Origin of the sequence: Alteromonas sp. CyTr2, assembly GCF_947311905.1 — a bacterium.
Lineage (GTDB): Bacteria > Pseudomonadota > Gammaproteobacteria > Enterobacterales > Alteromonadaceae > Alteromonas > Alteromonas macleodii.
Window position 1 is genome coordinate 255,209 of record NZ_CAMZMZ010000001.1, and the last position, 26,026, is coordinate 281,234.

Annotated in this window: 26 protein-coding genes; 19 read left to right on the forward strand and 7 right to left on the reverse strand. The window is 45.3% G+C overall.

All coding sequences use genetic code 11. The annotated features are described in order from the left end of the window. Positions 1 to 31: 31 nt before the first annotated feature. Positions 32 to 973 carry a 23S rRNA pseudouridine(955/2504/2580) synthase RluC gene (gene rluC / locus QME20_RS01085; protein WP_014979112.1) on the forward strand — a complete coding sequence of 314 codons (942 nt, stop codon included), beginning with the start codon at positions 32 to 34 and terminating at the stop codon, positions 971 to 973. Positions 974 to 976: 3 nt separating this feature from the next. Then, positions 977 to 1,684: an HAD-IA family hydrolase gene (locus tag QME20_RS01090; protein ID WP_049588741.1), complete on the forward strand. Its 708-nt coding sequence runs from the start codon at positions 977 to 979 to the stop codon at positions 1,682 to 1,684. Positions 1,685 to 1,735: 51 nt separating this feature from the next. On the opposite strand, the gene QME20_RS01095 is transcribed toward QME20_RS01090, so the two are convergent. After that, the gene (locus tag QME20_RS01095; RefSeq protein ID WP_049588742.1) at positions 1,736 to 2,356 is read right to left on the reverse strand and encodes a nucleoside triphosphate pyrophosphatase; all 621 of its coding nucleotides are present in this window, start codon (positions 2,354 to 2,356) and stop codon (positions 1,736 to 1,738) included. A 153-nt stretch (positions 2,357 to 2,509) separates the two neighbouring features. On the opposite strand from QME20_RS01095, the gene yceD reads away from it, so the two are divergent. The 14 genes from yceD (at position 2,510) to QME20_RS01165 (ending at position 14,036) form a co-directional block, all read left to right on the forward strand. After that, positions 2,510 to 3,043 (forward strand): 23S rRNA accumulation protein YceD, encoded by a 534-nt coding sequence (gene yceD / locus QME20_RS01100; RefSeq protein WP_049588743.1) that lies wholly within the window; start codon positions 2,510 to 2,512, stop codon positions 3,041 to 3,043. A 3-nt stretch (positions 3,044 to 3,046) separates the two neighbouring features. Then, on the forward strand, positions 3,047 to 3,217 hold the full coding sequence (gene rpmF, locus QME20_RS01105; protein ID WP_012518206.1) for a 50S ribosomal protein L32: 171 nt from the start codon (positions 3,047 to 3,049) through the stop codon (positions 3,215 to 3,217). Positions 3,218 to 3,232: 15 nt separating this feature from the next. Continuing rightward, positions 3,233 to 4,258: a phosphate acyltransferase PlsX gene (gene plsX, locus QME20_RS01110; protein WP_049588744.1), complete on the forward strand. Its 1,026-nt coding sequence runs from the start codon at positions 3,233 to 3,235 to the stop codon at positions 4,256 to 4,258. Further along, positions 4,255 to 5,220, forward strand: a complete 966-nt coding sequence (locus QME20_RS01115) for a beta-ketoacyl-ACP synthase III (RefSeq protein WP_014949212.1) — start codon at positions 4,255 to 4,257, stop codon at positions 5,218 to 5,220. The genes plsX and QME20_RS01115 overlap by 4 nt, the downstream gene beginning before the upstream one ends. A 100-nt stretch (positions 5,221 to 5,320) precedes the next feature. Continuing rightward, a complete protein-coding gene (gene fabD / locus QME20_RS01120) occupies positions 5,321 to 6,250 on the forward strand; it encodes an ACP S-malonyltransferase (protein WP_014949213.1) in 930 nt (309 codons plus the stop codon). Positions 6,251 to 6,259: 9 nt separating this feature from the next. After that, positions 6,260 to 7,000 carry a 3-oxoacyl-ACP reductase FabG gene (fabG, locus tag QME20_RS01125; protein WP_187447457.1) on the forward strand — a complete coding sequence of 247 codons (741 nt, stop codon included), beginning with the start codon at positions 6,260 to 6,262 and terminating at the stop codon, positions 6,998 to 7,000. A gap of 199 nt (positions 7,001 to 7,199) precedes the next feature. Beyond that, positions 7,200 to 7,439 (forward strand): acyl carrier protein, encoded by a 240-nt coding sequence (gene acpP / locus QME20_RS01130; protein WP_012518211.1) that lies wholly within the window; start codon positions 7,200 to 7,202, stop codon positions 7,437 to 7,439. An 80-nt stretch (positions 7,440 to 7,519) separates the two neighbouring features. Next, positions 7,520 to 8,758: a beta-ketoacyl-ACP synthase II gene (fabF, locus tag QME20_RS01135; RefSeq protein ID WP_049588746.1), complete on the forward strand. Its 1,239-nt coding sequence runs from the start codon at positions 7,520 to 7,522 to the stop codon at positions 8,756 to 8,758. 233 nt (positions 8,759 to 8,991) lie between these two features. Beyond that, positions 8,992 to 9,843 (forward strand): aminodeoxychorismate lyase, encoded by an 852-nt coding sequence (gene pabC, locus QME20_RS01140; protein WP_014949216.1) that lies wholly within the window; start codon positions 8,992 to 8,994, stop codon positions 9,841 to 9,843. Between the two features lie 113 nt (positions 9,844 to 9,956). After that, a complete protein-coding gene (gene mltG, locus QME20_RS01145) occupies positions 9,957 to 10,976 on the forward strand; it encodes an endolytic transglycosylase MltG (protein WP_049588747.1) in 1,020 nt (339 codons plus the stop codon). Between the two features lie 59 nt (positions 10,977 to 11,035). Beyond that, positions 11,036 to 11,710, forward strand: a complete 675-nt coding sequence (tmk, locus tag QME20_RS01150) for a dTMP kinase (RefSeq protein ID WP_281715282.1) — start codon at positions 11,036 to 11,038, stop codon at positions 11,708 to 11,710. Next, entirely contained in the window at positions 11,710 to 12,597 is an 888-nt protein-coding gene (locus tag QME20_RS01155) for a DNA polymerase III subunit delta' (protein WP_168463428.1), read from the forward strand. The genes tmk and QME20_RS01155 overlap by 1 nt, the downstream gene beginning before the upstream one ends. 63 nt (positions 12,598 to 12,660) lie before the next feature. Then, positions 12,661 to 13,443: a TatD family hydrolase gene (locus tag QME20_RS01160; protein WP_014979120.1), complete on the forward strand. Its 783-nt coding sequence runs from the start codon at positions 12,661 to 12,663 to the stop codon at positions 13,441 to 13,443. Between the two features lie 35 nt (positions 13,444 to 13,478). Beyond that, entirely contained in the window at positions 13,479 to 14,036 is a 558-nt protein-coding gene (locus QME20_RS01165) for a pyridoxamine 5'-phosphate oxidase family protein (protein WP_156086316.1), read from the forward strand. Positions 14,037 to 14,220: 184 nt separating this feature from the next. Here the strand turns inward: QME20_RS01165 and QME20_RS01170 are convergent, their stop codons facing one another. From QME20_RS01170 to QME20_RS01180, 3 genes are all read right to left on the reverse strand, one after another. After that, positions 14,221 to 14,853 (reverse strand): SDR family oxidoreductase, encoded by a 633-nt coding sequence (locus QME20_RS01170; RefSeq protein WP_014949222.1) that lies wholly within the window; start codon positions 14,851 to 14,853, stop codon positions 14,221 to 14,223. Between the two features lie 193 nt (positions 14,854 to 15,046). Beyond that, complete coding sequence (locus QME20_RS01175) at positions 15,047 to 17,896, reverse strand: ligand-binding sensor domain-containing diguanylate cyclase (protein WP_281715283.1); 2,850 nt, start codon at positions 17,894 to 17,896, stop codon at positions 15,047 to 15,049. 263 nt (positions 17,897 to 18,159) lie between these two features. Then, entirely contained in the window at positions 18,160 to 19,980 is a 1,821-nt protein-coding gene (locus QME20_RS01180) for a M2 family metallopeptidase (protein ID WP_281715284.1), read from the reverse strand. A 225-nt stretch (positions 19,981 to 20,205) separates the two neighbouring features. On the opposite strand from QME20_RS01180, the gene QME20_RS01185 reads away from it, so the two are divergent. Next, a complete protein-coding gene (locus tag QME20_RS01185) occupies positions 20,206 to 20,586 on the forward strand; it encodes a gamma-glutamylcyclotransferase family protein (RefSeq protein ID WP_281715285.1) in 381 nt (126 codons plus the stop codon). A gap of 11 nt (positions 20,587 to 20,597) precedes the next feature. Continuing rightward, positions 20,598 to 20,963, forward strand: coding sequence for a DUF4870 domain-containing protein (locus tag QME20_RS01190; protein WP_075176436.1), 366 nt, complete (start codon positions 20,598 to 20,600; stop codon positions 20,961 to 20,963). A gap of 459 nt (positions 20,964 to 21,422) precedes the next feature. On the opposite strand, the gene QME20_RS01195 is transcribed toward QME20_RS01190, so the two are convergent. From QME20_RS01195 to QME20_RS01205, 3 genes are all read right to left on the reverse strand, one after another. After that, positions 21,423 to 21,698: a hypothetical protein gene (locus tag QME20_RS01195; RefSeq protein ID WP_014949227.1), complete on the reverse strand. Its 276-nt coding sequence runs from the start codon at positions 21,696 to 21,698 to the stop codon at positions 21,423 to 21,425. A 219-nt stretch (positions 21,699 to 21,917) separates the two neighbouring features. Beyond that, on the reverse strand, positions 21,918 to 22,682 hold the full coding sequence (locus QME20_RS01200; RefSeq protein ID WP_014949228.1) for a glucose 1-dehydrogenase: 765 nt from the start codon (positions 22,680 to 22,682) through the stop codon (positions 21,918 to 21,920). Positions 22,683 to 22,726: 44 nt separating this feature from the next. Continuing rightward, positions 22,727 to 23,641, reverse strand: a complete 915-nt coding sequence (locus QME20_RS01205; RefSeq protein WP_014949229.1) for a haloalkane dehalogenase — start codon at positions 23,639 to 23,641, stop codon at positions 22,727 to 22,729. A gap of 245 nt (positions 23,642 to 23,886) precedes the next feature. Between QME20_RS01205 and QME20_RS01210 the strand changes: the two genes are divergently transcribed. Then, a complete protein-coding gene (locus QME20_RS01210; protein ID WP_014949230.1) occupies positions 23,887 to 26,010 on the forward strand; it encodes a 3-hydroxyacyl-CoA dehydrogenase NAD-binding domain-containing protein in 2,124 nt (707 codons plus the stop codon). Positions 26,011 to 26,026: the final 16 nt, after the last annotated feature.

Genomic DNA, 26,026 nt, shown 5'->3' on the forward strand with positions numbered 1-26,026 from the left:
TGGGCACTTTGCAATAGGGTATAATGCTTCTATGAAAGAAGAAGCTCCCCAAAAAGTACGTTTTGTAACGGTTGAAGCCGACTTGGCTGGTCAACGTATCGATAATTTTTTGCGCACCCAGCTAAAAGGTGTGCCGAAAAGCATGATTTATCGCATTTTACGCAAAGGTGAAGTGCGGGTGAATAAAGGTCGTGTTAAGCCTGAATATAAGTTACAAGCCGACGATTTAATCAGAATTCCACCGGTTCGCGTGTCGGAAGGTGCGCCTGCGCCATCGCCAAAGCTCGATAAAATTGCATCATTAGAGTCGCATATCCTTTTCGAGGACGACCGTATACTTGTTATCAACAAGCCATCGGGAATGGCAGTTCACGGAGGAAGTGGCTTGAGTTTTGGTTTAATCGAAGGCTTAAGAGCCTTGCGTCCCGATGCCAAATTTATGGAATTGGTACACCGATTAGACCGTGACACGTCGGGCTGCATTTTAATTGCTAAAAAACGTTCTGCCCTTCGCCACATGCATGAGCAGCTTCGCACTGGCAAAATGGACAAGCGATATAATGCGCTAGTTGCAGGTGAGTGGCCTAAAACCCGATTTAAAGTTAAAGCGCCGCTTCGTAAAAATGTGCTGCAATCGGGTGAGCGCATGGTAAGTGTAAGCGACGATGGTAAACCGTCAGAAACTCGCTATCGCATATTAGAGGAATACGCGGGTGCAACCTTGGTTGAAGCGTCGCCTATTACAGGTAGAACCCACCAAATTCGCGTTCACTGTTTGCATGCGGGTCATCCTATTGCTTGTGACCCAAAATACGGTGATGCGGATTTCGACGCGGCAATGCGCCAAAAAGGACTGAACAGACTGTTCCTTCACGCTCGCAGTATTTCACTGCTGCACCCAGCGACTGAAGAGCGCGTAACATTTACCGCGCCATTAGACGACACTCTCTCAAATACACTTAAAGCGCTGTAAGTTATGCATTCAAAAAAACAGGCTGTGGAAACACAGCCTTTCATTTCGTTAGATAAAACACTGCCTAAGTACAAACTTGTTATCTTCGATTGGGATGGCACGCTCATGGATTCGGCGGCAAAAATTGTTAGCTGCATGCAGCTTGCTGCAAAGCAGTGTGATATGCCTGTTCCTACCTACGACGAAGTAGGTCACATTATTGGTATAAGTTTAAAGCCTGCCATTAAACAGCTTTTTAATATCAAAGACGATGAGTTAGCCGAGCGTTTAGTCGCCGCCTATAAAGAGGCATTTGTCACTCGCGATATAACGCCGTGTCCTTTGTTTGATGGCGTTGAACAGTTACTTAGCAATTTGAAAGAAGCGGGATGCACATTGGCCGTTGCGACAGGTAAAGCGCGCCGCGGTCTTGATCGAGCGTGGGCACAAACAGGGACGGGACCTTTCTTTAGTGCGTCACGTACCGCCGATGAGGCAGAATCAAAGCCTTCGCCCGACATGCTCCTACAGTTACTTGATGAACTTTGTGTAAAAATAGAAGACGCCGTGATGATTGGTGACACAACCTACGACATGCAAATGGCGAAAACGATTGGTATGGATAGGATAGGTGTGTCATATGGCGTTCACGCGCAGGTTCATTTAGAAGCGTTGTTACCTGTAGCACTTGTACACTCTATAAGTGAACTAGAAACAGCGCTATTCAAATAGCGCTGGTTTGTAGCACTGCTTTGATACAACTGCTCTGACAGAATTAGTGGCTTACTGTGCAGCCATTGCTAATAAATCGACATCGAAGTGTGCGCTCAGTAATTCATTTAGCAGCATTATCGGAAGACCGATTAAACTGTTAGGGTCGCGGCTTTCTATTTTATCGAACAGTAATACACCCAAACCTTCGCTTTTAAAACTGCCGGCGCAATCGAGTGGTTGCTCTTTATCTACATAGGCGCGAATGGCAGTTTCACTGTTATGCCGAAAGAAAACGCGTGTTTCATCTACCTGCGTTATCGTTTTATTGGCGCTAGGTTGGTGAAGGCAAAGTGCAGTATAAAATGACACTTGCTTACCTTGGCATGCCATTAGCTGGTTTACTGCATTTTCAAACGTGCCAGGCTTGCCAAGTAGCTGCGGGCCCGCATCGGTTTGGACCAAAGCTACTTGATCACTACCTATAATAATGGTGTCGTTATTTACTTTTTCTAATTCAGCGGCAACCTTGTGCGCCTTTTGTTCGGCTAAACGTAAACTCAATGCAGTAGGGCTTTCGTTCGCAAAGGGCGTTTCGTCAATATCTGGTGCGTGGGTGTCTACCTGAATACCAATGTTGGCGAGCAACATTTTTCGGTATTGCGATGATGAGGCAAGAACAAGGGAGGCCACAATTACTCCTTTTATAAAATCAATATGTTGCGTACTTTCAGTTAGTAGTACAATGTTACATTATCACTGCGTACCACATACAGCGTTTTATTGTAGGTTAAAACGCAATTTTGCTTTGACAGGAAGGGGTTGACCCTATATCATGCGCGCCCTATGCAGAAAGTGAAACTCCCTCATTCGGTTGAACCGACTAAAAGTGCCATGAAACGTTCCGATTACCGGGGCGTGATTGCGTCTAAAGATATGGAACGATTGAGTGAAGCAGTTGTCCGATGCAATGACTATGTGGACGCAGAAGTACAGTTCGAAAAAGACGCGCAGGGTCTTACTGTCTTTCACGGCCATCTAGCCACGCAGGTAACACTTATCTGTCAAAGGTGTAATGGTGAACTCGATTATCCCGTGGAAGCGGAATTCTGTTTTACTCCAGTGCAGGGAGACGAACAGGAAAGCGATGACATCATTCCCGAGGCTTACGAACCGGTAGAGGTCAACGACCACGGAGAAGTTAATCTGCTTCAAATTTTTGAAGACGAGCTACTGTTATCTTTGCCAATTGTGCCCCTTCATGCAGAGTCGGAGTGTACAGTGAAGCAAGACGATATGTCGTTTGGAAAGATTGAACCGGAACAAGAGCGACAAAACCCTTTCGCGGTTTTGAAAGAACTTAAGCGAGACCAGGAGTAAGTTATGGCAGTACAACAAAATCGTAAAACGCGTTCTAAGCGCGGTATGCGTCGCTCACACGATGCATTGACAGGCGCGACTTTGTCTGTCGATTCAACGTCGGGCGAAACTCACCGTCGTCACCACGTGACCGCTGACGGTTATTACAAAGGCAAGAAAGTAATCGGCGCGTAATACGGCGACTACATTTTGTCTAAACTAACCATCGCGTTAGATATCATGGGGGGCGATCATGGTCCCCCTGTTATCCTTCCCGCAGCCGTAAAGGCTATTCAACTTCACCCAGACGTGCACTTCACGTTATGCGGTGATGAAGATACCATCAAAGCAGGTATACAGCCCCTTACCAACGCTGAACGAAACCGCGTTACTATTGTGCATTGCTCACAAATCGTTGAGATGGGCGAAGCGCCAACGTCAGCGCTACGAAACAAGAAAGATTCTTCTATGCGTCGCGTTATTGAACTTGTCGAAAGTGGCGAGGCAAACGCGTGCGTAAGCGCAGGTAATACCGGTGCACTGCTTACCTTATCGTTCTATTTGCTTAAAACCTTATCAGGCATTGATAGGCCCGCACTCATTAATATGATGCCTACAACAGGGCACCATAACGTATTTCTTTTAGATTTAGGCGCAAACGTGAACTGTACGCCTGAAATTCTTTTCCAATACGGCGTTATGGGCTCAGTGCTTGCGCAAGAGGTGGCGGGCATAGCATCGCCACGGGTTGCCTTATTGAACGTAGGCGAAGAAGATATTAAAGGTAACGCACAGGTAAAATCTGCCGACCAGCTTTTTAAAGATGCGCCAGGTATAAACTATATTGGTTATGTAGAAGGCGACGACATTTTCACCGATCATGCCGATGTAGTGGTAACAGACGGTTTTACTGGAAATGTAGCGCTTAAATCGAGCGAAGGGCTGGCTAAGTTAGTGATAAACGAAGTAAAACGCCAGTCACAGAAGAACTTTTATACCCGATTATTGGCAAAAATTGCCTTCCCATTACTGAAATCTATCTATAACAGCGTGAACCCCGACCAGTATAACGGTGCGAGTCTGATAGGATTGCGCGGCATTGTTATCAAGAGTCACGGAAATGCACAAAAAGACGCCTTTTATTACGCCATCGTGCAAGCAATGAAAGAAGCAAAGATGCATTTACCTGAAAAGATAAAGACAAAGATAGAAACGGTATTGTTGGAGCAGCTTTGAGCAAATATTCACGCTTTATAGGAACAGGTAGCTATTATCCCAGCGACGTGCGTACAAACGCAGATTTAGAGCAAATGGTGGACACCAGTGACGAATGGATCACTGACCGTACCGGGATAAAAGAGCGACGTATTATTGGAGCAGATGAAACCGCTGCTACCATGGGGGCAGAAGCCAGTAAGAAAGCCATTGAGATGGCTGGCATTGACCCGAAATCTATCGACATGATTGTGTGTGCCACCACGAGTGGTCGCTATGCGCTTCCAAGCACAGCATGTGAAATTCAACGCATTCTTGATATTGACGGTATCCCTGCATTTGACGTAGCTGCTGCATGTGCAGGTTACTGCTACGCGTTAAGTGTTGCTGATCAATACATTAAGTCTGGCATGGCGAAACGTATTCTTGTAGTCGGTACCGACTGTTTGAGCCGCTTGATAAACCCTGAAGACAGAACCATGGTTATCTTGTTTGGCGATGCGGCAGGCGCAACGATTATTGAAGCGAGTGATGAACCTGGCATTCTTTCCACACATATCAACGCATCAGGCTCTCATGGCGATTTGCTGTACGTGGGTAATCCAACCCGTGGTGACGAGCAGTCGGTTCACGAGAACTGGGGTGTGATGCGTGGTAATGAAGTCTTTAAGGTTGCGGTAACCAAGCTTTCAGAAGTGGTAGAACAAACCCTTGCTGCCAACGGTATGCAAAAATCTGATCTTGACTGGTTAGTACCTCACCAAGCAAACTTTAGAATTATTAAAGCGACAGCTAAAAAGCTGAATATGTCTCTTGATCAAGTAGTGCTTACGTTAGAGCAGTATGGTAATACCTCTGCTGCTACTGTGCCTACAGCGCTTGATACCGCTATCAGAGACGGGCGCATTCAACGCGGACAGCACTTATTACTAGAAGCCTTCGGAGGCGGATTTGCTTGGGCATCGGCGCTTGTACGCTATTAGCCTTGCAGATATTTGCCTTGGTGATATTTGCCTTGTTAGGGGGCACTCCAACTCCGACGTTTTCTCGCTTCTAGTAAATTAAAAATAATAAGGAATCGACATGACAAAGACAGCCTGTGTATTTCCAGGACAAGGTTCTCAAAGCGTAGGTATGCTAAAGGAACTTGCTGAGACTTCTCCGATTATCGAAGCAACGTTTAAAGAAGCCTCTGACGCGCTCGGCTACGATCTGTGGGATTTAGTCCAAAATGATACAGACGGTAAACTTAACGAAACCCATATCACTCAACCAGCGTTGCTTGCTGCTAGCGTAGCAATTTGGCGTGTTATTCGCGAGCAGGGCATCGATGTAGATTACCTAGCGGGTCACAGCCTTGGCGAGTACTCAGCATTAGTATGTGGCGGCGCCATGGATTTTGCTGATGCTATCAAGCTTGTGGAAGCCCGTGGTAAATACATGCAAGAAGCTGTACCAGCAGGTGCTGGTGCCATGTATGCCATTATCGGATTAGACGATGCCGCCATTGCGGATATTTGTCAGCAAACTGCTATTGCTACAGGCGATGTGGTTGCACCAGTTAACTTCAACTCTCCAGGCCAAGTGGTTATTGCAGGGGAAAAGAACGCCGCCGAGCAAGCTGCTAATGCGTGTAAAGAAGCGGGCGCTAAGCGCGCACTTCCTCTTGCGGTGAGCGTTCCTTCACACTGTGAGTTAATGCGTCCTGCAGCAGACAAGTTAGAAGACGCGTTATCGTCATTGAACGTTAATGAGCCTGCAATCAATATCGTGAATAATGTTGATGTCACTATTGAAACCCAAGGTGATGCAATCAAGAACGCATTAGTGAGACAACTATATTGCCCCGTTCAATGGACGCGTACTGTTGAATACTTGGCGGCAGCGGGCGTTGAGCGCGTTATTGAGGTAGGTCCTGGTAAAGTACTTACTGGATTGAACAAACGTATCGACAAGAGCCTAGAATCTCTTGCAGTTAATACACCTGATGGTGTTGAAGCATTAAAACAATAAGGAAACGCAATGAGTCAATTAGACGGTAAAATTGCGCTTGTTACCGGCGCAAGCCGAGGTATAGGCAAAGCGATTGCTACGCAGCTTGCACAGCAAGGTGCTACGGTTATCGGCACAGCAACCAGTGAAAATGGTGCACAAGCAATTAGCGATTATCTTTCTGAATTCGGCGGCAAGGGCTTTGCGCTAAATGTCACCGAAAAAGAAAGCGTAGATACCACGATTAAAGCGATTAATGAAGCACACGGTGGTATCGATATCTTGGTCAATAATGCCGGTATCACACGTGATAATCTGCTAATGCGCATGAAAGATGACGAGTGGCAGGATATTATCGACACCAACTTAACCTCAATTTTCACACTGTCAAAAGCGGTACTTCGCGGTATGATGAAGAAGCGTTTTGGTCGCATCGTGAACATTGGTTCAGTGGTGGGCAGTGCAGGTAATGCCGGACAGGCAAACTACGCTGCAGCGAAAGCAGGGGTCATTGGTTTTTCTAAATCTATGGCGCGTGAAGTGGCTTCTCGTGGTATTACCATCAACGTTGTAGCGCCTGGTTTTATCGATACCGATATGACAAAAGCGCTGACCGATGACCAAAAAGAAGCCATTTTCAAAGATATTCCGGCTAACCGATTAGGCGAGCCTGATGAAATTGCAGCCACTGTTGCCTTTTTAGTAAGCGATGGTGCAGCCTATATTACAGGCGAAACTATCCATGTAAATGGTGGTATGTATATGGGGTAAATTCGCAAAAATTGCGAATTTTCCTTAGTTTGGGGTGGTATTTACCCGAACTTGGATGTAAAAATAGTATTTTACGAATTTCGAATGTCGCTGGTTTGACCAGAAAATTTGTTTAAACTGGTGCTTGCAAGGATGCACCTTGCAAAATAAACTAGCGGCACTTTTATTATCTAGTGACGTTTAAGGGAAACCTAGAATTATGAGTAACATTGAAGAACGCGTTAAGAAAATCATCGTTGAACAACTTGGCGTGAAAGAAGAAGAAGTAAAAGCAGAAGCTTCATTCGTTGACGATTTAGGCGCTGATTCACTTGACACTGTTGAGCTAGTAATGGCTTTGGAAGAAGAATTCGATACTGAAATTCCTGACGAAGAAGCAGAAAAAATTACTACTGTTCAATCAGCAATTGATTACATCAACGCTAACAAAGACGCTTAAGTCTTAAGTAGCGACAAAACGGCTCTTCTAACAGAGCCGTTTTTGTATCTCCTACCTTAGTTCCAAAGCGAGGGCTTTTTGTGACAAAACGTCGCGTAGTGGTTACTGGTCTTGGAATGCTTTCACCATTAGGTCTTAATAGCGAAGACACATGGCGCAAATTGCTCGCGGGCGAAAGCGGCATCGGTGAAATCACCCATTTCGATTGTAGTAACTATTCAACCCGTTTCGCAGGTCAAATTAATGATTTTGATCCGCAGGAATACATTGAAAAGAAAGAAACCAAGAAAATGGACCGCTTTATCCAGCTGGGTATAGCAGCAGGCAAGCAAGCCTTGGTCGATTCTGGTTTAACTGTTTCACAAGATAATGCGCATCGTGTAGGTGTAGCTATTGGTTCAGGTATTGGTGGTTTAGAACAAATTGAACAAAACCATTTGAAACTGACAAATAGCGGTCCTAAGCGCGTATCGCCATTTTTTGTACCTTCAACCATTACCAACATGATTTCTGGCTTTTTGTCTATCATGGAAGGGTTGAAAGGACCGAATTTAAACGTTGTGACTGCTTGTACAACAGGCGTTCATAACATTGGTATTGCCGCAAGAACAATTGCTTATGGTGATGCTGATGCCATGTTGGCCGGAGGCGCAGAAGCGTCTATTACTCCGCTAGGCATGGCTGGTTTTGCCGCAGCACGTGCGTTGTCATCTCGAAACGACAACCCACAAGCAGCAAGCCGCCCATGGGATAAAGACCGTGATGGTTTTGTCATGGGTGAGGGCGCTGGCGTGGTAATGTTAGAAGAATACGAAGCAGCAAAAGCGCGTGGCGCGACCATTTATGCAGAACTGGTTGGTTTTGGCATGAGCGGCGACGCATACCACATGACTTCTCCACCCGAAGATGGTGAAGGTGCGGCAGCGTCTATGCAAAACGCGATAAATGATGCGAAGTTGGATGCAAGCGAAATCGGCTATGTTAACGCACATGGTACGTCTACGCCTGCAGGTGATATTGCCGAAGTGGCAGCAGTAAAACGCGTGTTCAATGACCATGCTCACAAGCTACTTGTTAGCTCTACCAAGTCAATGACGGGCCATTTGCTAGGGGCCGCCGGTTCAGTTGAGGCAATTTTCACTATTTTGGCACTGCGTGACAAAATGGCGCCGCCAACCATTAATTTGGATGAACCAGGTGAAGGCTGCGACTTAGACTTTGTTGCACACAAAGCAAAAGCATTCAATGAAGACTACGCACTGTGTAACTCATTCGGGTTTGGCGGTACGAACGGCTCATTGATTTTCAAGCGTATCTAATACGGCGTAATTAATATAGCGTAATTATCGCTGATTAAGTGAACTTCACGTATATTTAAAAGGCAGCTTCGGCTGCCTTTTGTTGTTTATACAGTTAAATCTCGCAGTAAATATCATAAAACTCAGGTCTCTTTGAGCACAGCTACAGCCAAATCAATTCAGCTAGACGTTGTCTGACCAACGCAAGTTGGTATACTTCCAACAACCACAATAACGGCGAACAAGAGTAGGCAGTGAGAATTATTCCTAGCGCTACGCCTATTTCATCAAGTGACAGGGCGTTTAATTATGGCGACGGTGTGTTTACCACATTGTTGGTAAGTGAACATCAAGTAGAATTATTGCCTTATCATATTTCACGTTTAGAGCACGATGCGGCAGCCATCAAGCTCAATATTGATATCCGCGCGCTTGAAGCCGCAATTGCTGAACAGGTTAAGACGATAAAGAGCGGTTCAGGTGATAACGCTTCTCCAAAATATGTGCTAAAAGTTCACGTGTCGGGAGGTCAAGCCGGAAGGGGGTATGCGCGAAGCGAAGACAGTGAAGCATTAGTCAGATTTAGCCAGCACCCTTACCCTGTCCATTACGATAGTCTTGCGAATGAAGGTGCAACGGTAATATGCGCTCAAACGCGGTTAGCCATTCAACCATTGCTTGCGGGTGTAAAGCATATGAACAGGCTAGAACAAGTCTTAATTAAGCACGAAGTAGACGACGCTGGCGTACACGATGCTATTGTTTGCGATACCCAAGATAACATTATTGAAGCGAGTGCTGGCAATGTATTTTTCTACCTCAATGAACAATGGTATACCCCGTCTTTGAAAGGAAGTGGTGTCAATGGCGTAGTCAGGCAGTGTCTTATTGATTCGCTGTTAAACGACAATTGTTCGCTTCACGTGGGGGAATATGACCTTTCTTATTTGCGAAAAGCGAGTGCAGTGGTAATTACCAATGCACTAATGGGCGTAATGCCGGTACAGAAAATACAAATGCCGGATTTCTCCTATGTCGATTTTGATGTAAGAAGCGATGCGATTGTAGCGCTAAAGACACGGCTTCAGACTGCGCTTCAAAATTAACTAAAACGCACTTCTCACAACGGGGTTCGTCAACGTTTTACGAGCTTCACCAGATTAGTAGTAAAAAGAAATAAAATGGAATGTAAAGCAATGAAGAAAGGGGAAGTTCAAGCATGAAGCGGGTAATTGTTATTCTATTATCTCTTGTCATGCTTGCCGTTGTTGGGGCAGCCTCTGGCGTAATGTATGTCTCGAGCAAGGTTACCGATGAACTAGTATTAAAAAGTGAAACCTTATTTACGATAGAGAGCGGCAGTAACGCTTATCGTACCGTGAAACACATGCGTAAAATAGGCATGACCGATGTGTCGCCCTTTGTTGCTAAGGTGTGGCTCAAATTCTTTGCAGGCAGTACGTCTGTTAAGTCTGGCACCTACATGCTGCGCCCAGGGCAGTCACTAGTAGATGTGTTTACCTTGTTTACTGAGGGCGATGAGCATCTCTTCGCAGTGAGTTTAGTCGAAGGCCTAACCCTTGCACAGTGGCTTGAGGCGCTTAAACAAAACACTGATTTGGTGTTTGATTTAAACGAAGGGAAATTAAACCAGCTCACTCAGGATAATGGTGTAGATTGGTGTTGCGAAAACGTTTCGCAGACAGAGGGCGTATATTTGGCTGATACGTATTTCTTTACCAAAGGCACAACCGCAAGCGAGGTATTGAAAAGAGCACACCGCGCGCTAATTGACTTTGTCTCTAGCGAATGGGAATTACGGGATGCCGAACTGCCGTTAGCCACACCTTACGAGGCTCTTATCTTAGCGAGTATCATTGAAAAAGAAACGGCTGTGCCTGCGGAACGTGACATGATTTCAGGCGTTTTCGTCAATAGGCTAAACAGAAATATGCGTCTTCAAACTGATCCCACCGTGATTTATGGTATCGGTCCTACGTTTGACGGAAACATTACCCGTAAGCACTTGCGAACAGCAACGCCTTACAATACCTATGTTATTAAAGGGCTCCCACCTACGCCTATCGCGATGGCAGGCAAGGCCGCCATTCACGCTGCGTTGCACCCACTGACAACGGATGCACTCTATTTTGTGGCGAAGGGCGATGGCAGCCATCAATTTTCTACGACACTAGCTGAACACAATGCAGCTGTGCGAAAATACCAGTTAAAACGATAGCCGTATTGATGCAGACAACCGATACGTTATAGCTAAATAAAAACAGAGTTTAAAAAGTAATGCGCGGAAAGTTTATTGTAGTTGAAGGCCTTGAAGGGGCAGGAAAAAGCTCAGTGATTGGGCTGATTGTTCAAGCATTAAAAGGTGCAGGAAAGCGCGTTGAGCAAACTCGTGAGCCAGGCGGCACACCGATGGCAGAAGCCATTCGAGAATGTGTAAAACACGACTGGGATGAGACCGTGAGTGAGGAGACTGAACTACTTCTTATGTATGCGGCGCGTGTGCAATTACTGACCAATAAGATCTTACCATCACTTGATGCTGGTGCGTGGGTGGTAGGTGACAGACACGACCTGTCATCTCAAGCCTATCAAGGCGGTGGTCGGGGCGTCAGTGAAAAAACGATGACGGCCATCAGCAACATCGCGCTTAAAGGGTTTAAGCCTGACCTAACCTTATACCTAGATGTCGAGCCAGCTGTCGGACTAGAGCGCGCCCGAGGGCGAGGGGAGCTTGACCGCATTGAGCAAGCGGGGCTCGCCTTTTTCGAACGAACTCGTGCTAAATACTTGTCGCTCGCTAAGCAAGATGAATCTATCGTCGTGGTAAGTGCGATGCAGTCTATGGAAAAGGTTCATCAAGACGTGACTGCTATTATCAACGACTATGTGACGACCATAAACAGCGCAAGCAGTGACATAGCGCAAAACGAAAGTATGCAGGGGAAAGGCTAATGCAAGTACTGCCTTGGTTTGCTGCAACGTTCTCGACGTTACTGTCGCGCTATTTGGCAAAAAAACTTCACCACGGTTTACTGCTGACAGGGCCGAAAGGGATTGGAAAATACCAACTCGCGCTAGGGTTAAGCAGCACGTTATTGTGTAAGCAACCAAGCATAGATGGGCCATGTGAACAGTGTCAAAGTTGCCATTTGAGGCAAGCTGGAAACCACCCAGACTTTCATGTTTTAGAAAGTGAAAAGCAGTTAGGTGTGGATAAAATTCGCGAGGGCATTGGCAAGCTATCAGGTACTGCGCAAATGGGGGGCAATAAAGTGTTGTTGATTCCCCGTGCCGATACCATGACGGAAGCGGCAGCTAATGCACTGTTGAAAACCTTAGAAGAACCCACAAATAATACCTTCTTGCTGCTGATCACTGACAGTATCAATAAAATTATGCCGACCATATTAAGTCGATGTGAACGGCAGATACTCTCACTCCCGTCAGTGTCAGACAGTTTGAACTACTTAAACGCTAAGGGAGTAGAAGATGCAAGCGAAGCGCTATTGGCAGCTTATGGCTATGCCCCTCTTCGCGTAGAAGAGGCTCTCAGTGGTGAAGAAGACATTAGCTATCGCAATTTTAGCGATGGTATGCAAGCGCTCTTAGCAGGCGATGCAAATTTGCAAGTACAAACGCTTGCGAATAAGTGGCAGGACAATGCGCCTCAAATCGCATTGTGGTGTCAACAGATGGCCCATGACGAATACATAAAACGTCAACAGGCTGTTGATTTTAAACGCTATGAAGCGTGTGTTGATGCGGTAAGAACGCTGCAGCACGCAGGTGTAAACAAATCAATGGTACTTTTTGGGTTACTAAAGCAATTTCAACGTTAATAGGCAAACGCTGGCTTGTCGAAGCCCTTTTGTCTGACAGCAATTTTTTAAAACAGGTGTAGTTTGTTCGTAGATTCTCATTGTCACTTAGACCGACTTAAGCAAGGGCCAGAAGAGCTGGCTGAAACCTTAAATTTCGCAAGAACCCGAGGTGTTGAACACTTCCTTTGTGTGTGCGTATCTGTTGGTGATTACGACAGCATGTTAGCAGCTGTAAGTCAGTTTGAAGATGTATCAGTATCTTGTGGTGTGCACCCACTACATCAAGATGAAGCGTGTAGCTATGAAGAACTGTTAGAGAAGGCGCAGCGTGAAGAAGTGGTAGCCATTGGCGAAACTGGGCTGGACTATTTTTATAGTCCGGAAAGTAAAGAAGTCCAGCTAACGTCTTTCGTCGACCACATCAAAGTAGCTAACGAAACTAAAAAGCCGTTAATTATTCATACGCGGGATGCAAGGGAAGACACCATTAACTTACTCCGCCAACACAAAGCTGCGCACACTAAAGGTGTTTTGCATTGCTTTACTGAATCATTAGACATGGCGCTGGCAGCAATAGAGATGGACTTCTATATCTCTATTTCAGGCATCGTAACCTTTAATTCAGCAGATGAATTGCGTGAAGTGGTAAAAGCGATCCCTTTAGAGCGACTACTTATTGAAACTGACTCACCATGGCTTGCGCCAGTTCCTCATCGAGGTAAACAAAACCAGCCAGGTTACGTGGTAGAAGTGGCAGAATTTATTGCTGAGCTTAAAGGCGTGACGGTAAAAGAATTAGCGGAAATTACCACGCAAAACTTCTACACGCTGTTTTCTTTAGCTGCGAAGAAGAAAGCCGCGTAGCGGTAAACCAGGCGATTTTACTCTCGGAGGTGGTTATGCCCCAGTGGCGACAAGGGTTGACAAAGAGTCTTCACCAAACCCGCAGTATGCCAGAAAGTCGTTACTTTCAGTTAGCTACTGTGGACGGTAGTGGTGTACCGTACTGCCGTACCGTGGTTTTTAGAGGGATCACCGACGACAACCAACTGGTGGTTATTTCTGACACCCGCTCAGATAAGTATGACCAGCTTGGCCAGAATCCTCACTCGCAGGTTTGTTGGTATTTTTCTAAAACCAGGGAGCAATATCGCTTCTCTTGTACTGCAACAATAATAACGTTACATCAAGATGCTGACTTAGTTACTCAGCACTGGAATAAATTGTCAGATGCGGGCAAAAAGCAGTTCTTATGGGGCGAGCCAGGCACGCCAAGAAACGATGGCTCGGCACTTCAGGTTGAAGGGGACTTTGGTGTAGTTCCACCTCACTTTTGCGTGATCATGCTGGCTATCGATAGCGTAGATTACCTGAATTTGAGAGGTAACCCTCAAAGTCGAGAGTGGCATCAAAAAGACGGAAATGGCAACTGGGTTAGCCAGTCATTGATACCGTAGGTAACCACCTCTAGTCTCTAAGTAGGACATATTAAGTGCGTGATACTGCCTATTCTGAGCACCACCTAAGTCAGCAGTATACAAACAGGCGACCTAAGCAAAAAGTAAGCCCTCTCTAGCTTGGATAGACGCGATAACGCATTGGCAAATGAGAGGGCGCCGATCACCTAGAAAAGTCGCTCACCTAGAAAATATGGGAAATTGGTGTATCACCTTTAAATAAATAAGTGATCAAGTCAGCATTACTTTCTCTTGCAACGCTTTCGACAATAGCTGTCGCTACATCTTCTCTTGGTATTACAGCATCGTCCCTATTGCTTGGCATATCGGTTCGTACTAAATGCGTGCCCGGTTCATTTAATAAAGTGCCAGGTCGAAGAATTACGTGATGTAAGCCGCTATTAATTAAATGCTCGTCGGCCATGTGTTTGGCAACCAAATATGGTTTTATTGCTGACTCCACGGCGTCAGGATCGTCTGCACCAATAGAACTAACCATAACAAATTTGGGTGTACCCGCCGCTTTTGCATAGTTAACCGCGTTGCGGGCCGCCCAAAGATCAATCATAAGTGTTTTATCTGCGCCGGTGCTACCGCCTGAACCTGCTGTGAATACCGCAACGTCCACACCTTCAAAGTGTGCTGAAAAATCTTTTTCTAGATCCTGCTCAACCACTGTGAGGTTGGCATTTTGGATATCTGACAGTTTGTCTGGGCTTCTTACTGGCGCTACGACTTTGTGACCGGCATCCAACAATTTCACTGTTGCTTGCTTACCAATTTGGCCTGATGCGCCGATTACTAATACATTTGCCATGTTTTCATCCTCCTTGTGGGTGATTTCGCTCATCTTAAGCTACTTAAGAATTCACAATACATAGGCGGGTAAAAAGGAAAGCGATCAATTACTGCGATAAAATGCATGACAAAACGTTTGCCTGCATGCATTGCCGTTTAAACGGCAATGCAATGGGAGAGAGAAACTAATGAGTATGATAATCAGCCAGCGGCTATTTTATCACCGTATTTCGGCCTGATTCCTTTCCGACATATAGCTTTTTATCGATAGCGTGAATGCAAGCCTCGACGCTATCGTAATCTCGTATATCTGCTACACCGCAGGTTATGGTAGCTGATACCGAGTAGGGGGGAGCATCGATTTCGTAATCAGCGACAGCTTTACGTAGCTTTTCTGCCACCCAAAATGCTTCTTGAACCTTTAATGAAGGCAGCAATATAAGAAATTCCTCACCGCCCCATCGCGCAATAACGTCACTTTCTCTTAAACTATCTTCCAGGATCCGAGCGATTTTGACCAGTACTGTGTCACCCACATGATGACCGTATTCATCGTTAATACGCTTAAAGAAATCAATATCAACAATTAGCAAGGAGAAAGTATGATTATGGCGTTTATAATTTTGCCATGCTGCCTTGGCTCTTTGTATAAAGTAGCGACGATTTTTGAGACCCGTCAATGCGTCCTCAGTTGAAAGCTGCGTTAACTTTTCTACGACCGCTTCTAGGTCTCGGGTTTTTTCCTCAACTTTTAGTGCGAGTTCAGCGGAGCGCTTTTTCAACGACGCTATCCTCAGCCACACCATCGATGAAATCAACAGCATGCCTAGCAGGGTAATTGTCACACGCCATATAGGCTTATCCCACCACGGTGGAACCACAACTATTTCAAGTTGCGCTGCATTGGTGCTCCATTCATTCTCTTGATTTATAGCTTTAACAGTGAAGCGGTAGCGTCCTGGGTCCAAGTTGGTGTAGGTGGCCGTTCTTGTCTTGTAGTCAGTAAAGCGCCAGCTGTTCTCAAAGTCTGCGAGTTTATAGGCATACCTAAGTTCGTTTGCATTCATATAATCAGTGGCGGCAAATTCAATAGTGAGCGCAATATCGTTATCTTTAAGTTCGATTACCTCGTCTAGGCGCTGTCTTTGCTGATAGGTTGTCCCGTTTTGCTCGTTCCTACTCACCGTTTCAACGTTTGTGAGGTGCACTTCAGGTGACCACTGTACATTTGCCACTTGTGAAGGAGTAAATTGTGTTACGCCTTCCGTTCCACCAAACAATATTGTGTTATTTTCAGTTACAGTGACAGAGCCAATATAGTAACCCGAAGACAGTGCGCCGTTTTCTGCACCGAAATAAGAAAGGGTAGACAAGTCAGGTGCTAAATACGCAATCCCTTTAATTGTAGAGATCCAAAGCCCATATTCATCATCTTCAACAATTGCCCCGATGGATACATTGCTCAATCGACTTTCAGGCTTAATTTGTGTCACTTTAATCGTTGATAAATCACTGCCTTCTTTAGACATAAAGAAGAGCCCAGCTGCTTGAGTTCCAATCCAATAACCACCGCGTTTTGACTGAGAAATCCACGTCACTACAGTTTGATCTGAAATCTTGTCCGTAAACTCACTGACGCTGGTTAAGTCGCCAGTCAGTTTATTCGCAACAAATAAACCGGATACCGTACTTAACCACGCGTTTTCATTGTCGTCCAAAACAATTCTCGTTGTCAGCGACAATGGCCATTGTTTTATCACTCTATCTTCTGAGGGGCGATATACAAATAGCCCATCGCTGTAGCCGCCATACCAAATGTCTCCGTCATCATCGATATTAATGCTGTAACCCGACTTACCATTCAGCGCAACGAATTCTAGGTTTCTGGTCTGAGGGTTCAGTTTGGCAAGACCTGTGCGTGTGGTTACCCATAAGGCATCGCTCTTTGTATGATAAAACACGCTCAACAGCTTATCGTTAGTGTCTTCGCTACTCGCCAATGCACCATGGGAAGTAAATGGGCCTTCTTGAGTTTTACTTATCGTGTCGTAAAGCCAAAGGCCCTTTTCGTTCGCTACCCATACTTGGTTATCTTTGTAATTCGATAAAGAGGAGATTATACGTCCTGCGCCTATTTCCTGAGAGTAGAAGTTGCTAAGCAGAGGGTTACTAATCGCAAACCCATCGTCTGTGGTGCCAACGACAACCAGCCCAGCTTTCGTTTGATAAAGGCTTGAAATTCTCTCTTTGGCCGCATCTTTCTCGTTAATCGGTGCACGCAGCACAGAGTTAGGGTTATGTGACGTTAAAATATTCAGCCCACGCTGAGTAGAAACCCATATATCACCGTTGTCCTTTAATAAGATGTCTGTAACGTAGTTATCAGATAATCCGTGAGTTTCAGATGTACATCCTTTGTCGATGGTGGTGCTTTGGTCGTCGGGGTTGAACAAACATGCACCGCGGGTAGCGGTACCCAACCAGAATCGAGATTTCTCTGCTGCCACCAGTCGAGTAAAGTTCGTGTTTTCAAAAGCCACTAACTCAAGTGACCTCTTAAACGGGTCAAGTTTATAAAGGCCCGAGGTGGAAGTGACATAAAGCGTGTTACCGATAAGCTCTATGTCTGTCAGCGTACTGGTGGTACTGGGAAGGTAGCTAACCAGTTCTACACTGTCTGATTCTGGAGAGTATGTGTAAAGGTTTCGTTCAGAGACTATCCAAAGCTGGCCATTGTGGGTGGTCTTGATCCTATTAATTACCTGTTTATTGAAAGGCTCTGACGCCGGTAACGTGTAGTGCTTGAACGACTCAGTATCAACATCTATACGGCTCAGCCCGCTGTATGTCCCCACCCACAGGTATTGACCATCTAAGCTTGCCTCTATCTGAAGGGCGAACAGGGTTTGGAGGCCTGTTGACTTGTCTTCTCCCCACAAGCCGAAGTTTCGAAATGTATAGCCGTCAAATTTATCGACACCAGACTGCGATGCCAACCACAGAAAACCATACTTATCTTCCGCAATATCTGAAATGGTTACGTGGGCGATACCACTATCCATATTGTAGGAATGAAACGCTGGGGCAATAGGTTGCGCGCGCGCAGGTAGGCTGCAAGTTGAAGCAAAAAAAATGAAAAGCGAAAGTACCAACAGGGGGCGCATAATATAATCAAAAATCACATGAAATTTATACACTAACGTTACGCGAATCTACCGCTCTTACAATGGTACAAAACTTTAAATTCAACAAAAAAGCCTCGAAATTCGAGGCTTTTTGGACTGCATCAATTATGTTAGCCAGTGGCTAATCATAACGGATATAGTTACCAGCCACACTGGCGTGTAGCATTTTGCTCATCTAACCACGTTTTTAGTGGAGCAAAGTAGTCAGCGATAGTACTGGCATCCATTTGCGGTGAGCCTGTCAGTGTTTCTAACGCATTTTGCCAAGGTTGGCTCATACCCATCTCTAGCATTTCGTTAAGTGCTTTACCGGCTTCTTCACTGCCGTAGATAGAACAACGGTTAAGCGGGCCCTCATCACCTGCAATGTCACACAGTGCTTTATGGAACTGGAATTGAAGGATATGCGCTAGGAAATAGCGTGTATAAGGTACGTTAGCAGGCACGTGATATTTTGCACCCGGATCAAACGCGTCAGCGCTGCGCTCAACAGGGGCCATCACACCTTGATACTTTTCTCTCAATTCCCACCATAGTTGATTGTATTGTTCAGGTGTTACTTCACCTGACATCACTTTCCAGCGCCATTGGTCAACCATCAGACCAAAGGGAATGAAGGCAATCTTGTCTAACGCAACTTGCATTAACATACCGATATCGTTTGATGCGTCTGGGATCTCATCAATTAACTCGATTTGCTTAAGATACTTAGGTGTTATTGATAAAGCGATGGTGTCGCCAATAGCCTCGTGGAAGCCGTCGTTTGCCGAACCACGGTAAAGAAGTGGTTGGTCTTTATAAGCGCGTTGATAGTAGTTGTGACCTAATTCGTGGTGAATAACGTTAAATTCTTCGCCAGTCTTTTGAATACACATCTTTATACGAAGATCGTCTTTGTCATCTAAATCCCACGCAGAGGCATGACACTGAACGTCACGGTCTTCTGGCTTTTGAAACATAGAGCGTTCCCAAAAGGTATCTGGAAGTTCTTCAAAGCCAAGCGATGAGAAAAATGACTCTGCTTGTTTAACCATGGCAATTTCGTCATAGCCCTGTTCAGCTAATGCGCCTGTAACATCAGGCACTTTCATTTCTTGCTGAGGTTTAACGATATCGTAAATATTCCCCCACGACTGTGCCCACATGTTACCTAATAAATGGGCTGGGATTGGTTTGTCTTGAGGTACTACGTCTTCGCCATAGTGTTCACCTAGCTTAGCGCGCACATGGCAATGTAGTGACTCGTAGAAAGGCTCTACTTGCGTCCATAAGCGATCCAATTCCTTGGGAAATTCATCTGCTGGCATATCGTACTTTCCACGCCACAAGGCGCTGACGTTTTCAAAACCTAGCTCTGCAGCGCCTTCATTGGTAAGCGATACTTGTTCTGCATAGAGTCCTGCCATTGGTTTAGATACTTCACGCCAGCCTGTCCAATATTCTAATAGCTTGTCAGCATCGCGTAGGGTGGCCATTTCCGAGCTCATTTCAACCAAGCTTTTACACGTACCATCTTCGCTGCAATACTCACCAGAGCCGTACATGGCACTTAAGTCAGAACCAATTTTCGCAAGCCGCTCTGCTTTTTTGGCATCTGCCGGCGGCGGCATTGTTAAACTGTTTTTAAGTAGATCAAGCTGTCTGCGGGTGTCGGCATCTACGTCTACATCGTTAAATTTCGCCGCTTCTTTAGCTAACTTTGCAACCTTGGTAGAAAGCACTTCATTAAAATAAGCACTGACTGCTGCTGTATCGAAATTGATATTCGTGGCGTAGCTCCACTCGGCGTGCGCGGCAGGAACTTGCATTTTTGCAATATCATTTTGCGCCTGTGTTAAAAACTGCTTTGCGTCTTGTGCAGTGAGTTGTGGTTTAGTTTCTGTTTGTGTTGTACTTTCGCCACATCCCATAAGCGAAACGCTTACCAATGCTGCTATTAGAGTACGTTTGTGATTGAGCATACTTTGTCCTTTAATTATTGTGTTTTTTACGTGAATCGACGTTCACATAGACATGCTCTTGCATTGTGTAACGCTGTGTTGCTTTTGTAAAACAAATTCGATATTACTCTCACAAAAGCACTGGCTTTTTTAGGCAATTTATAACTAGCAATGCGAACGGTTGGGGCCTGTTTTTAAATTTGCCTCAACACCTGACGAAAAGTTTTTTAGTAATGGGTCAAAGTAATGCAAAACAATGACAATGTAACGTCTGCTACACCTGATTTAGAAAGGTTGTTTATCTACGGAAGCCTTGCTCCTAATTGCCCAAATCACCATATCGTCGCTCATATTGATGGCCAGTGGCAGTCTGGTACGGTAGAAGGGCACTTAGTTCAACAAGGGTGGGGAGCAACTATGGGGTTTCCAGGAATTGTTATTTCTGATCTAAGTGAAGCAAAAGAAGAGGTGAAGGGCATGATGCTAACGTCTACTCAACTTGCCGAAAACTGGGCCATGCTGGATGAGTTTGAAGGTGCTCAATATGAGCGGGTCATTGTTCCTGTTAAGCTTGATGCCGGTCACACTGAAAACGCCCATATTTATCAAATCAAACCAACACAATAAAAAGGACCATTATGTCAACGGAAGAACCACTCTACTGGGGCTTGAACGCTCGAAGCTACTGTACACTCATTCATGTTTCTCAGTTATCCAGTTTCATTATACCTGGCTTAGGTATCATATTGCCTATCGTGCTATGGATTGCTCACAAAGATCAAAACGAAGACATCAATCAGCACGGCAGGGTGACAGCGAATTGGTTAATAAGCTTGCTCATATACTCTGTTATTTGTTTTGTCTTGACGCTGGTTATCATAGGAGCCCTAGGCTTCATCGCTCTTGGATTAATGAACATCGTCTTTGCTATCGTGGCAGCAGTCAAAGCGAACAAAGGAGAGTTGTGGGTGTATCCGCTAAGCTTTGAGTTTTTTAAACGTTAACCTAAAGAATCCTACGTCACGTCTAGCAAGAAAAACTACTACTGACGAGCGCTTTCGAAGGGCGTTTCCATGTTGAAACGCCTTCGTGCTTATCCCATTGCAGATACTGCAATTGCCAGCGTGAACAATAACGCGATGTGTTTTGGTTTTAAAAGCATGTTCACCTCTTTCCTGTGACTTCTTCTACCTGTGGTAATCTTGAAGGTAGTTTTCAAATAGGTGTCGCGCTATTCACAATTAGTATAATTAACTCATATGTCGCTAATGTCGTTACGAGGGCGTTATTTTTTCAAAAGCGCTATGTCGGCGGTTAGCACTTATCTATGCGGATTAATGGTATAAATATTTGATTCGTAGAATACTATTGCTGCGTGTGCGATTGAGTAAAAAAGAATAATAAACGCAAAGAAATGACGTTATATAAAGGATTAACCTGATAGACGAGTACTCGCCTAAAAATTACTTAGCGCTGAAGCGGTGACTTGGCAGTGCGCTATGAATAAGGTATTGGCTTTTGGATTGTTTGGTGGTTTGAAGCGAAACATCAGTACCGCGCTTCACCGTGCTTAGTGCTAGCGGTTTATTTTGACGTTGCTTCTTTAATAGTTGCGAAGAAGGCACTTCCTTCATATTTACAAGCGTAGATTGGGCTTCTTGCGCAATACTAACGTTAATCAACGAATAGGTTATACAAAGTGTGGTAGCTAAAAAAATGTTTTTACTTGGCTTTTTCATCACATTTTTCTCTTTTTGTTCAACTTAATCGCTAAATAAAATTATTGGGTTTTACTTGATAGGGGTTCGATTGCAGAGGCGGTTGCACTCGCCTCATTCATCGATTTTGTTTGTTCCTCTTCATTACACCTTAAGTAGAACGAAAGAGAAACATGATGAGTCATACAAAGGTATGTCAAAAAATACCTTTGCATGTATTTCGAAACTGCGAGATAAAAATTACCACGCTGTAACACCACCATCTACTGCTATGGTTTGCCCGTTCATGTAAGAGTTGCCAGGGGAAAGCATCAGCATCATGGTGTTAACGATTTCTTGCGGTTCGCCTAGACGTTTCATAGGACTTCCCATGCCTAGTTGCTCGCGCGCTTCAGGGGTGTTGTACCCGTCTACGTTCAAAATATTGGTAGGACTATAGAATGGGCAAATTGCATTAACGCGAACATTTTTTCGGCCGTATTCCACCGCGGCTGTGCGGGTTATCCCCGAAACCGCGTGTTTTGCTGCAGCATAAGCACCGCCTTTAGGGGCTCCACCTAGTCCTGCAAGTGAGCTTACATTTAAAACGTGCCCTTGCTTTTGTGCAAGCATAACGGGTATTTGGTACTTCATTCCAAACATAACGCCTTTTACATTCACAGCGAACTGCGAGTCCATGATTTCCTCTGTCATTTGATGAATTGGTGCAGGGTTATGCGCTATGCCTGCATTATTTACGGCTATATCCAGTTTGCCAAAGGTTTCAATGGCTGTTTCAACCAGCGCCTTATTTAGCGACTCGCTAGCAATATTACCCGCTAGCACCACGACATCAGTGAGTGCTTTTACATCCTTTTTCGTTTCCTCAAGGGCGGTTTCGTTAATGTCTGAAAGAACGAGTTTTGCTCCTCGGTTGGCAAGACCTAGCGATAACAAGCGGCCAAAGCCACTGCCTGCGCCGGTAATTAATACAACTTGCCCTGAAAAGTCGAGTAGAGCATCCATGGTAATCTCCTATTGGTAACTGTTTAATGTTTTTTGAAACGTGGCTATTTCAGCTGCGTTTGGTTTATAAATTGAATGAGTAATTTGGCTAGCATTTCCCCTTGGTCTTCCTGGATAAAGTGACCACCGTTTTCTACAAGGGTATGAGCCATGCCGCTGCTGCCAGGAATGAGCTTTTGAAATACCTTATCGCCACCTTTAGTGACAGGGTCGCTATCACCGAAAGCCGTAACAAAAGGTTTGTTATATTGCTTTAGCTTTTCCCATGCCTGTCTATTCGCCTGTGCCTCAGCATTGTCTGGGCTTGTAGGAACAAGAATAGGGAACATACGTGCACCTGCTTTAAAGCTTTCGTCTGGAAAAGGGGCGTCGTAAGCAGCAAGCGTCGCCTCATCTAGAACAGTGGTTGTGGCGTTTTGAATGATCGTAGATGTGGGAAATACGGCGACATCCTGTGAGAATCGGCGCCATTTGATGAAAGCATCACTTGGCGGGTGGTCTCCAGTGGGCAAACCGGTATTAGACACCATTACACCCGAAAAACGCTCAGGCATATCGGCGACAAGTCGCAGGCCTAGTAGACCTCCCCAGTCTTGACAAAATAGTGTAACGGGGCCTTTAGTAGCCTGTGAAAACCAGTCTTTTAGCCATATCACATGACGAGCGTAGGAGTAGTCCTCCTTTCTTACTGGTTTATCTGAGCGCCCAAAACCAATGAGATCCGGCGCGATGACATTGAATCCCGCATCAGCCAATATGGGCATCATCTTGCGGTATAAATAAGCCCACGTCGGTTCGCCGTGTATTAATAGCACGGTATGTCCATCTTTCGGTCCACATTGATAATGGGCCATTGTTATTTCACTGCTTACTGTGTCTGTTACTTCAGTGAAACAGGGGGAGTAGGGAAAGTCAGTGATCGTGTCGAAGGCGCTTTCCGGTGTTTTAAGCACTTGCATAGCCAATCATCCTTTTGTAAATAAAATGTAATTACAAGTGTTGCCTGATTAACAAAAACACCGGTTTTATTTTCTGTCAAATAAACCTTAGGCAAGGTAGGACAGGCTCTGCGCAGAGAAATGAATTCACAAAGGGGCTGGCGGTCAATATTAAATATTATGATAAATGTCTATAACACCAATAAACTTGGATGATTGACAACACTGCAATAACATCCAGTTAACGTGATAAACAGGACATGGTTATGACTGAGATGGAAAATAAAGCCGTAGAATATGCAGTACAACAGGGTGTTGCCACGCTGACAATGCAAAGTGCGCCCGTTAATGCGCTGTCACGCGCTATCAGAGTAGGGTTGATAGAAGGCATAAACAATGCACTAGATGACGACAGCGTACGTGCCATTGTTATTACTTCTTCACTACCTATTTTTTCGGGTGGAGCTGACATCAGCGAATTCTCTGGTGGCGATTTGTCTCCCATGCTGCCTGAGGTACTAGACAAGATTGAAAATGCGTCTAAGCCGGTTGTTGCTGTTCTCCCTGGACCAGCATTCGGCGGTGGCTTAGAAGTGGCGTTAGCTTGCCATCATCGCATCACCTTTGCCGACAATAAGGTGGGTCTTCCAGAGGTAAATCTAGGCATATTACCGGGCGCAGGCGGTACTCAGCGCCTTCCTCGTTTAGCCGACGCACAAACATCGTTAGAAATGATCGTAACAGGCAAGCCTACGTCGGTGGTCAAACTTCCAGGTGTCTTCGACAAAATTTCTGATAAGCCTGAGCATTTACTTGAAGATACAAAAGCGTATTTACAAGCATTAACGCCAGATAAAGCGATTAAACGCACCAGTGATATCACGCTGTCCATGTCTGACGAAACGCAGGCGGTGTTTGATGCAGTAACTGCACAAACTAAAAAAGCGACTCGTGGTTTCTTTGCTCCATTAAAATGTATCGAAGCGGTACGCGGCGCTTACACGCTCGCTTTTGAAGATGGCCTTAAAAATGAAGGCAAGCTTTTCATGGAGTGTATGAATACGCCACAGGCGCGTGCCCAGCAGCATTTCTTTTTTGCTGAACGCGCAGCAGGTCATGTGAGCGATTTCGACAAAAATACTCCTGAGCGCAACATTGATAAAGTTGCGATTATCGGCGCCGGAACAATGGGCGGTGGTATCGCTATGAACTTCGCCAATGCCGGCATTCCAGTCACAATGCTTGAGCTCAAAGAAGAAGCGCTAGAGAAGGGATTAGCGCTTATTAGAAAGAACTACGAAAACTCAGCGAAAAAAGGCAAGTTAACCCAAGAGCAGGTAGAGAGCCGCATGGCACTGCTTTCAGGTACTACGTCGTATGACGACTTAGCTGATGTTGATCTCGTCATCGAAGCCGTTTTCGAGAAGATGGAAGTAAAGAAAACCGTATTCTCGACGCTGGATAAAGTGTGTAAGCCAGGCGCCATTTTGGCTTCAAATACGTCAACACTGGATATAGACGAAATAGCGACAGCCACATCCCGTCCTGAAGATGTAATTGGTCTTCACTTCTTCTCGCCAGCGAATGTGATGAGACTGCTAGAAGTGGTTAAAGCAGAGAAGACATCTGCTGAAGTCATTAAAACCTGCATGAAGATGGCTAAACGCATCAAGAAAGTAGCGGTGTTGGTAGGCGTTTGCTTCGGATTCGTAGGTAACCGCATGATTGAGCCTTACGGCCGTGAAGCTAACCGCTTACTGCTTGAAGGAGCAACACCTGAGCAAGTTGATCGTGTTTTAACCGAGTTTGGCATGCCAATGGGGCCGTTCACTATGGGTGATATGGCTGGATTAGATATTGGTTACTATGTACGACAGTCTCGACAAGAGCACATTGCACACGACCCCGCTTACGGTGCAGTGGCAGATCGCTTGGTAGAAAAGGGGCGCAACGGACTCAAAACCGGACGCGGAGCTTACAACTATGAACCTGGGAGTCGAGTTCCTGTCCCAGATCCAGAAGTACTAGAAATTGCCAAGCAAGAAGCAGAACGTTTAGGCGTGGTTCAGCGTTCAGACATTAGCGATGAGGAAATTCTAGTACGCGTCATGTACTCATTGATCAACGAAGGTGCTGCCATCTTAGAAGAAGGCATTGCAGCTAAATCTAGCGATATCGATGTGATTTATGTTTACGGTTATGGCTTCCCTGTGTATCGCGGCGGCCCTATGCAATATGCCGACGAAGTAGGGCTAGGCACTATTTTAGATAAGCTGACTACCTATCGTGATCAATTGGGTGATTACGGAAAGATGTGGCTTGAACCAAGTGATTTGTTGGTGAAATTAGCCCAAAGCGGCGGCACGTTTAAAAGCTATAAAGCGAAGTAGACAAGGCTCTCGTTAG

What these genes read in the sequence shown, in the direction of transcription:
- rluC (WP_014979112.1), top strand. Translation starts at nt 32, where the DNA reads ATGAAAGAAGAAGCTCCCCAAAAAGTACGTTTTGTAACGGTTGAAGCC.
- QME20_RS01090 (WP_049588741.1), top strand. Translation starts at nt 977, where the DNA reads ATGCATTCAAAAAAACAGGCTGTGGAAACACAGCCTTTCATTTCGTTA.
- yceD (WP_049588743.1), top strand. Translation starts at nt 2,510, where the DNA reads ATGCAGAAAGTGAAACTCCCTCATTCGGTTGAACCGACTAAAAGTGCC.
- rpmF (WP_012518206.1), top strand. Translation starts at nt 3,047, where the DNA reads ATGGCAGTACAACAAAATCGTAAAACGCGTTCTAAGCGCGGTATGCGT.
- fabD (WP_014949213.1), top strand. Translation starts at nt 5,321, where the DNA reads ATGACAAAGACAGCCTGTGTATTTCCAGGACAAGGTTCTCAAAGCGTA.
- fabG (WP_187447457.1), top strand. Translation starts at nt 6,260, where the DNA reads ATGAGTCAATTAGACGGTAAAATTGCGCTTGTTACCGGCGCAAGCCGA.
- acpP (WP_012518211.1), top strand. Translation starts at nt 7,200, where the DNA reads ATGAGTAACATTGAAGAACGCGTTAAGAAAATCATCGTTGAACAACTT.
- mltG (WP_049588747.1), top strand. Translation starts at nt 9,957, where the DNA reads ATGAAGCGGGTAATTGTTATTCTATTATCTCTTGTCATGCTTGCCGTT.
- tmk (WP_281715282.1), top strand. Translation starts at nt 11,036, where the DNA reads ATGCGCGGAAAGTTTATTGTAGTTGAAGGCCTTGAAGGGGCAGGAAAA.
- QME20_RS01155 (WP_168463428.1), top strand. Translation starts at nt 11,710, where the DNA reads ATGCAAGTACTGCCTTGGTTTGCTGCAACGTTCTCGACGTTACTGTCG.
- QME20_RS01165 (WP_156086316.1), top strand. Translation starts at nt 13,479, where the DNA reads ATGCCCCAGTGGCGACAAGGGTTGACAAAGAGTCTTCACCAAACCCGC.
- QME20_RS01170 (WP_014949222.1), bottom strand. Translation starts at nt 14,853, where the DNA reads ATGGCAAATGTATTAGTAATCGGCGCATCAGGCCAAATTGGTAAGCAA.
- QME20_RS01175 (WP_281715283.1), bottom strand. Translation starts at nt 17,896, where the DNA reads ATGGATAGTGGTATCGCCCACGTAACCATTTCAGATATTGCGGAAGAT.
- QME20_RS01180 (WP_281715284.1), bottom strand. Translation starts at nt 19,980, where the DNA reads ATGCTCAATCACAAACGTACTCTAATAGCAGCATTGGTAAGCGTTTCG.
- QME20_RS01185 (WP_281715285.1), top strand. Translation starts at nt 20,206, where the DNA reads ATGCAAAACAATGACAATGTAACGTCTGCTACACCTGATTTAGAAAGG.
- QME20_RS01190 (WP_075176436.1), top strand. Translation starts at nt 20,598, where the DNA reads ATGTCAACGGAAGAACCACTCTACTGGGGCTTGAACGCTCGAAGCTAC.
- QME20_RS01195 (WP_014949227.1), bottom strand. Translation starts at nt 21,698, where the DNA reads ATGAAAAAGCCAAGTAAAAACATTTTTTTAGCTACCACACTTTGTATA.
- QME20_RS01200 (WP_014949228.1), bottom strand. Translation starts at nt 22,682, where the DNA reads ATGGATGCTCTACTCGACTTTTCAGGGCAAGTTGTATTAATTACCGGC.
- QME20_RS01205 (WP_014949229.1), bottom strand. Translation starts at nt 23,641, where the DNA reads ATGCAAGTGCTTAAAACACCGGAAAGCGCCTTCGACACGATCACTGAC.
- QME20_RS01210 (WP_014949230.1), top strand. Translation starts at nt 23,887, where the DNA reads ATGACTGAGATGGAAAATAAAGCCGTAGAATATGCAGTACAACAGGGT.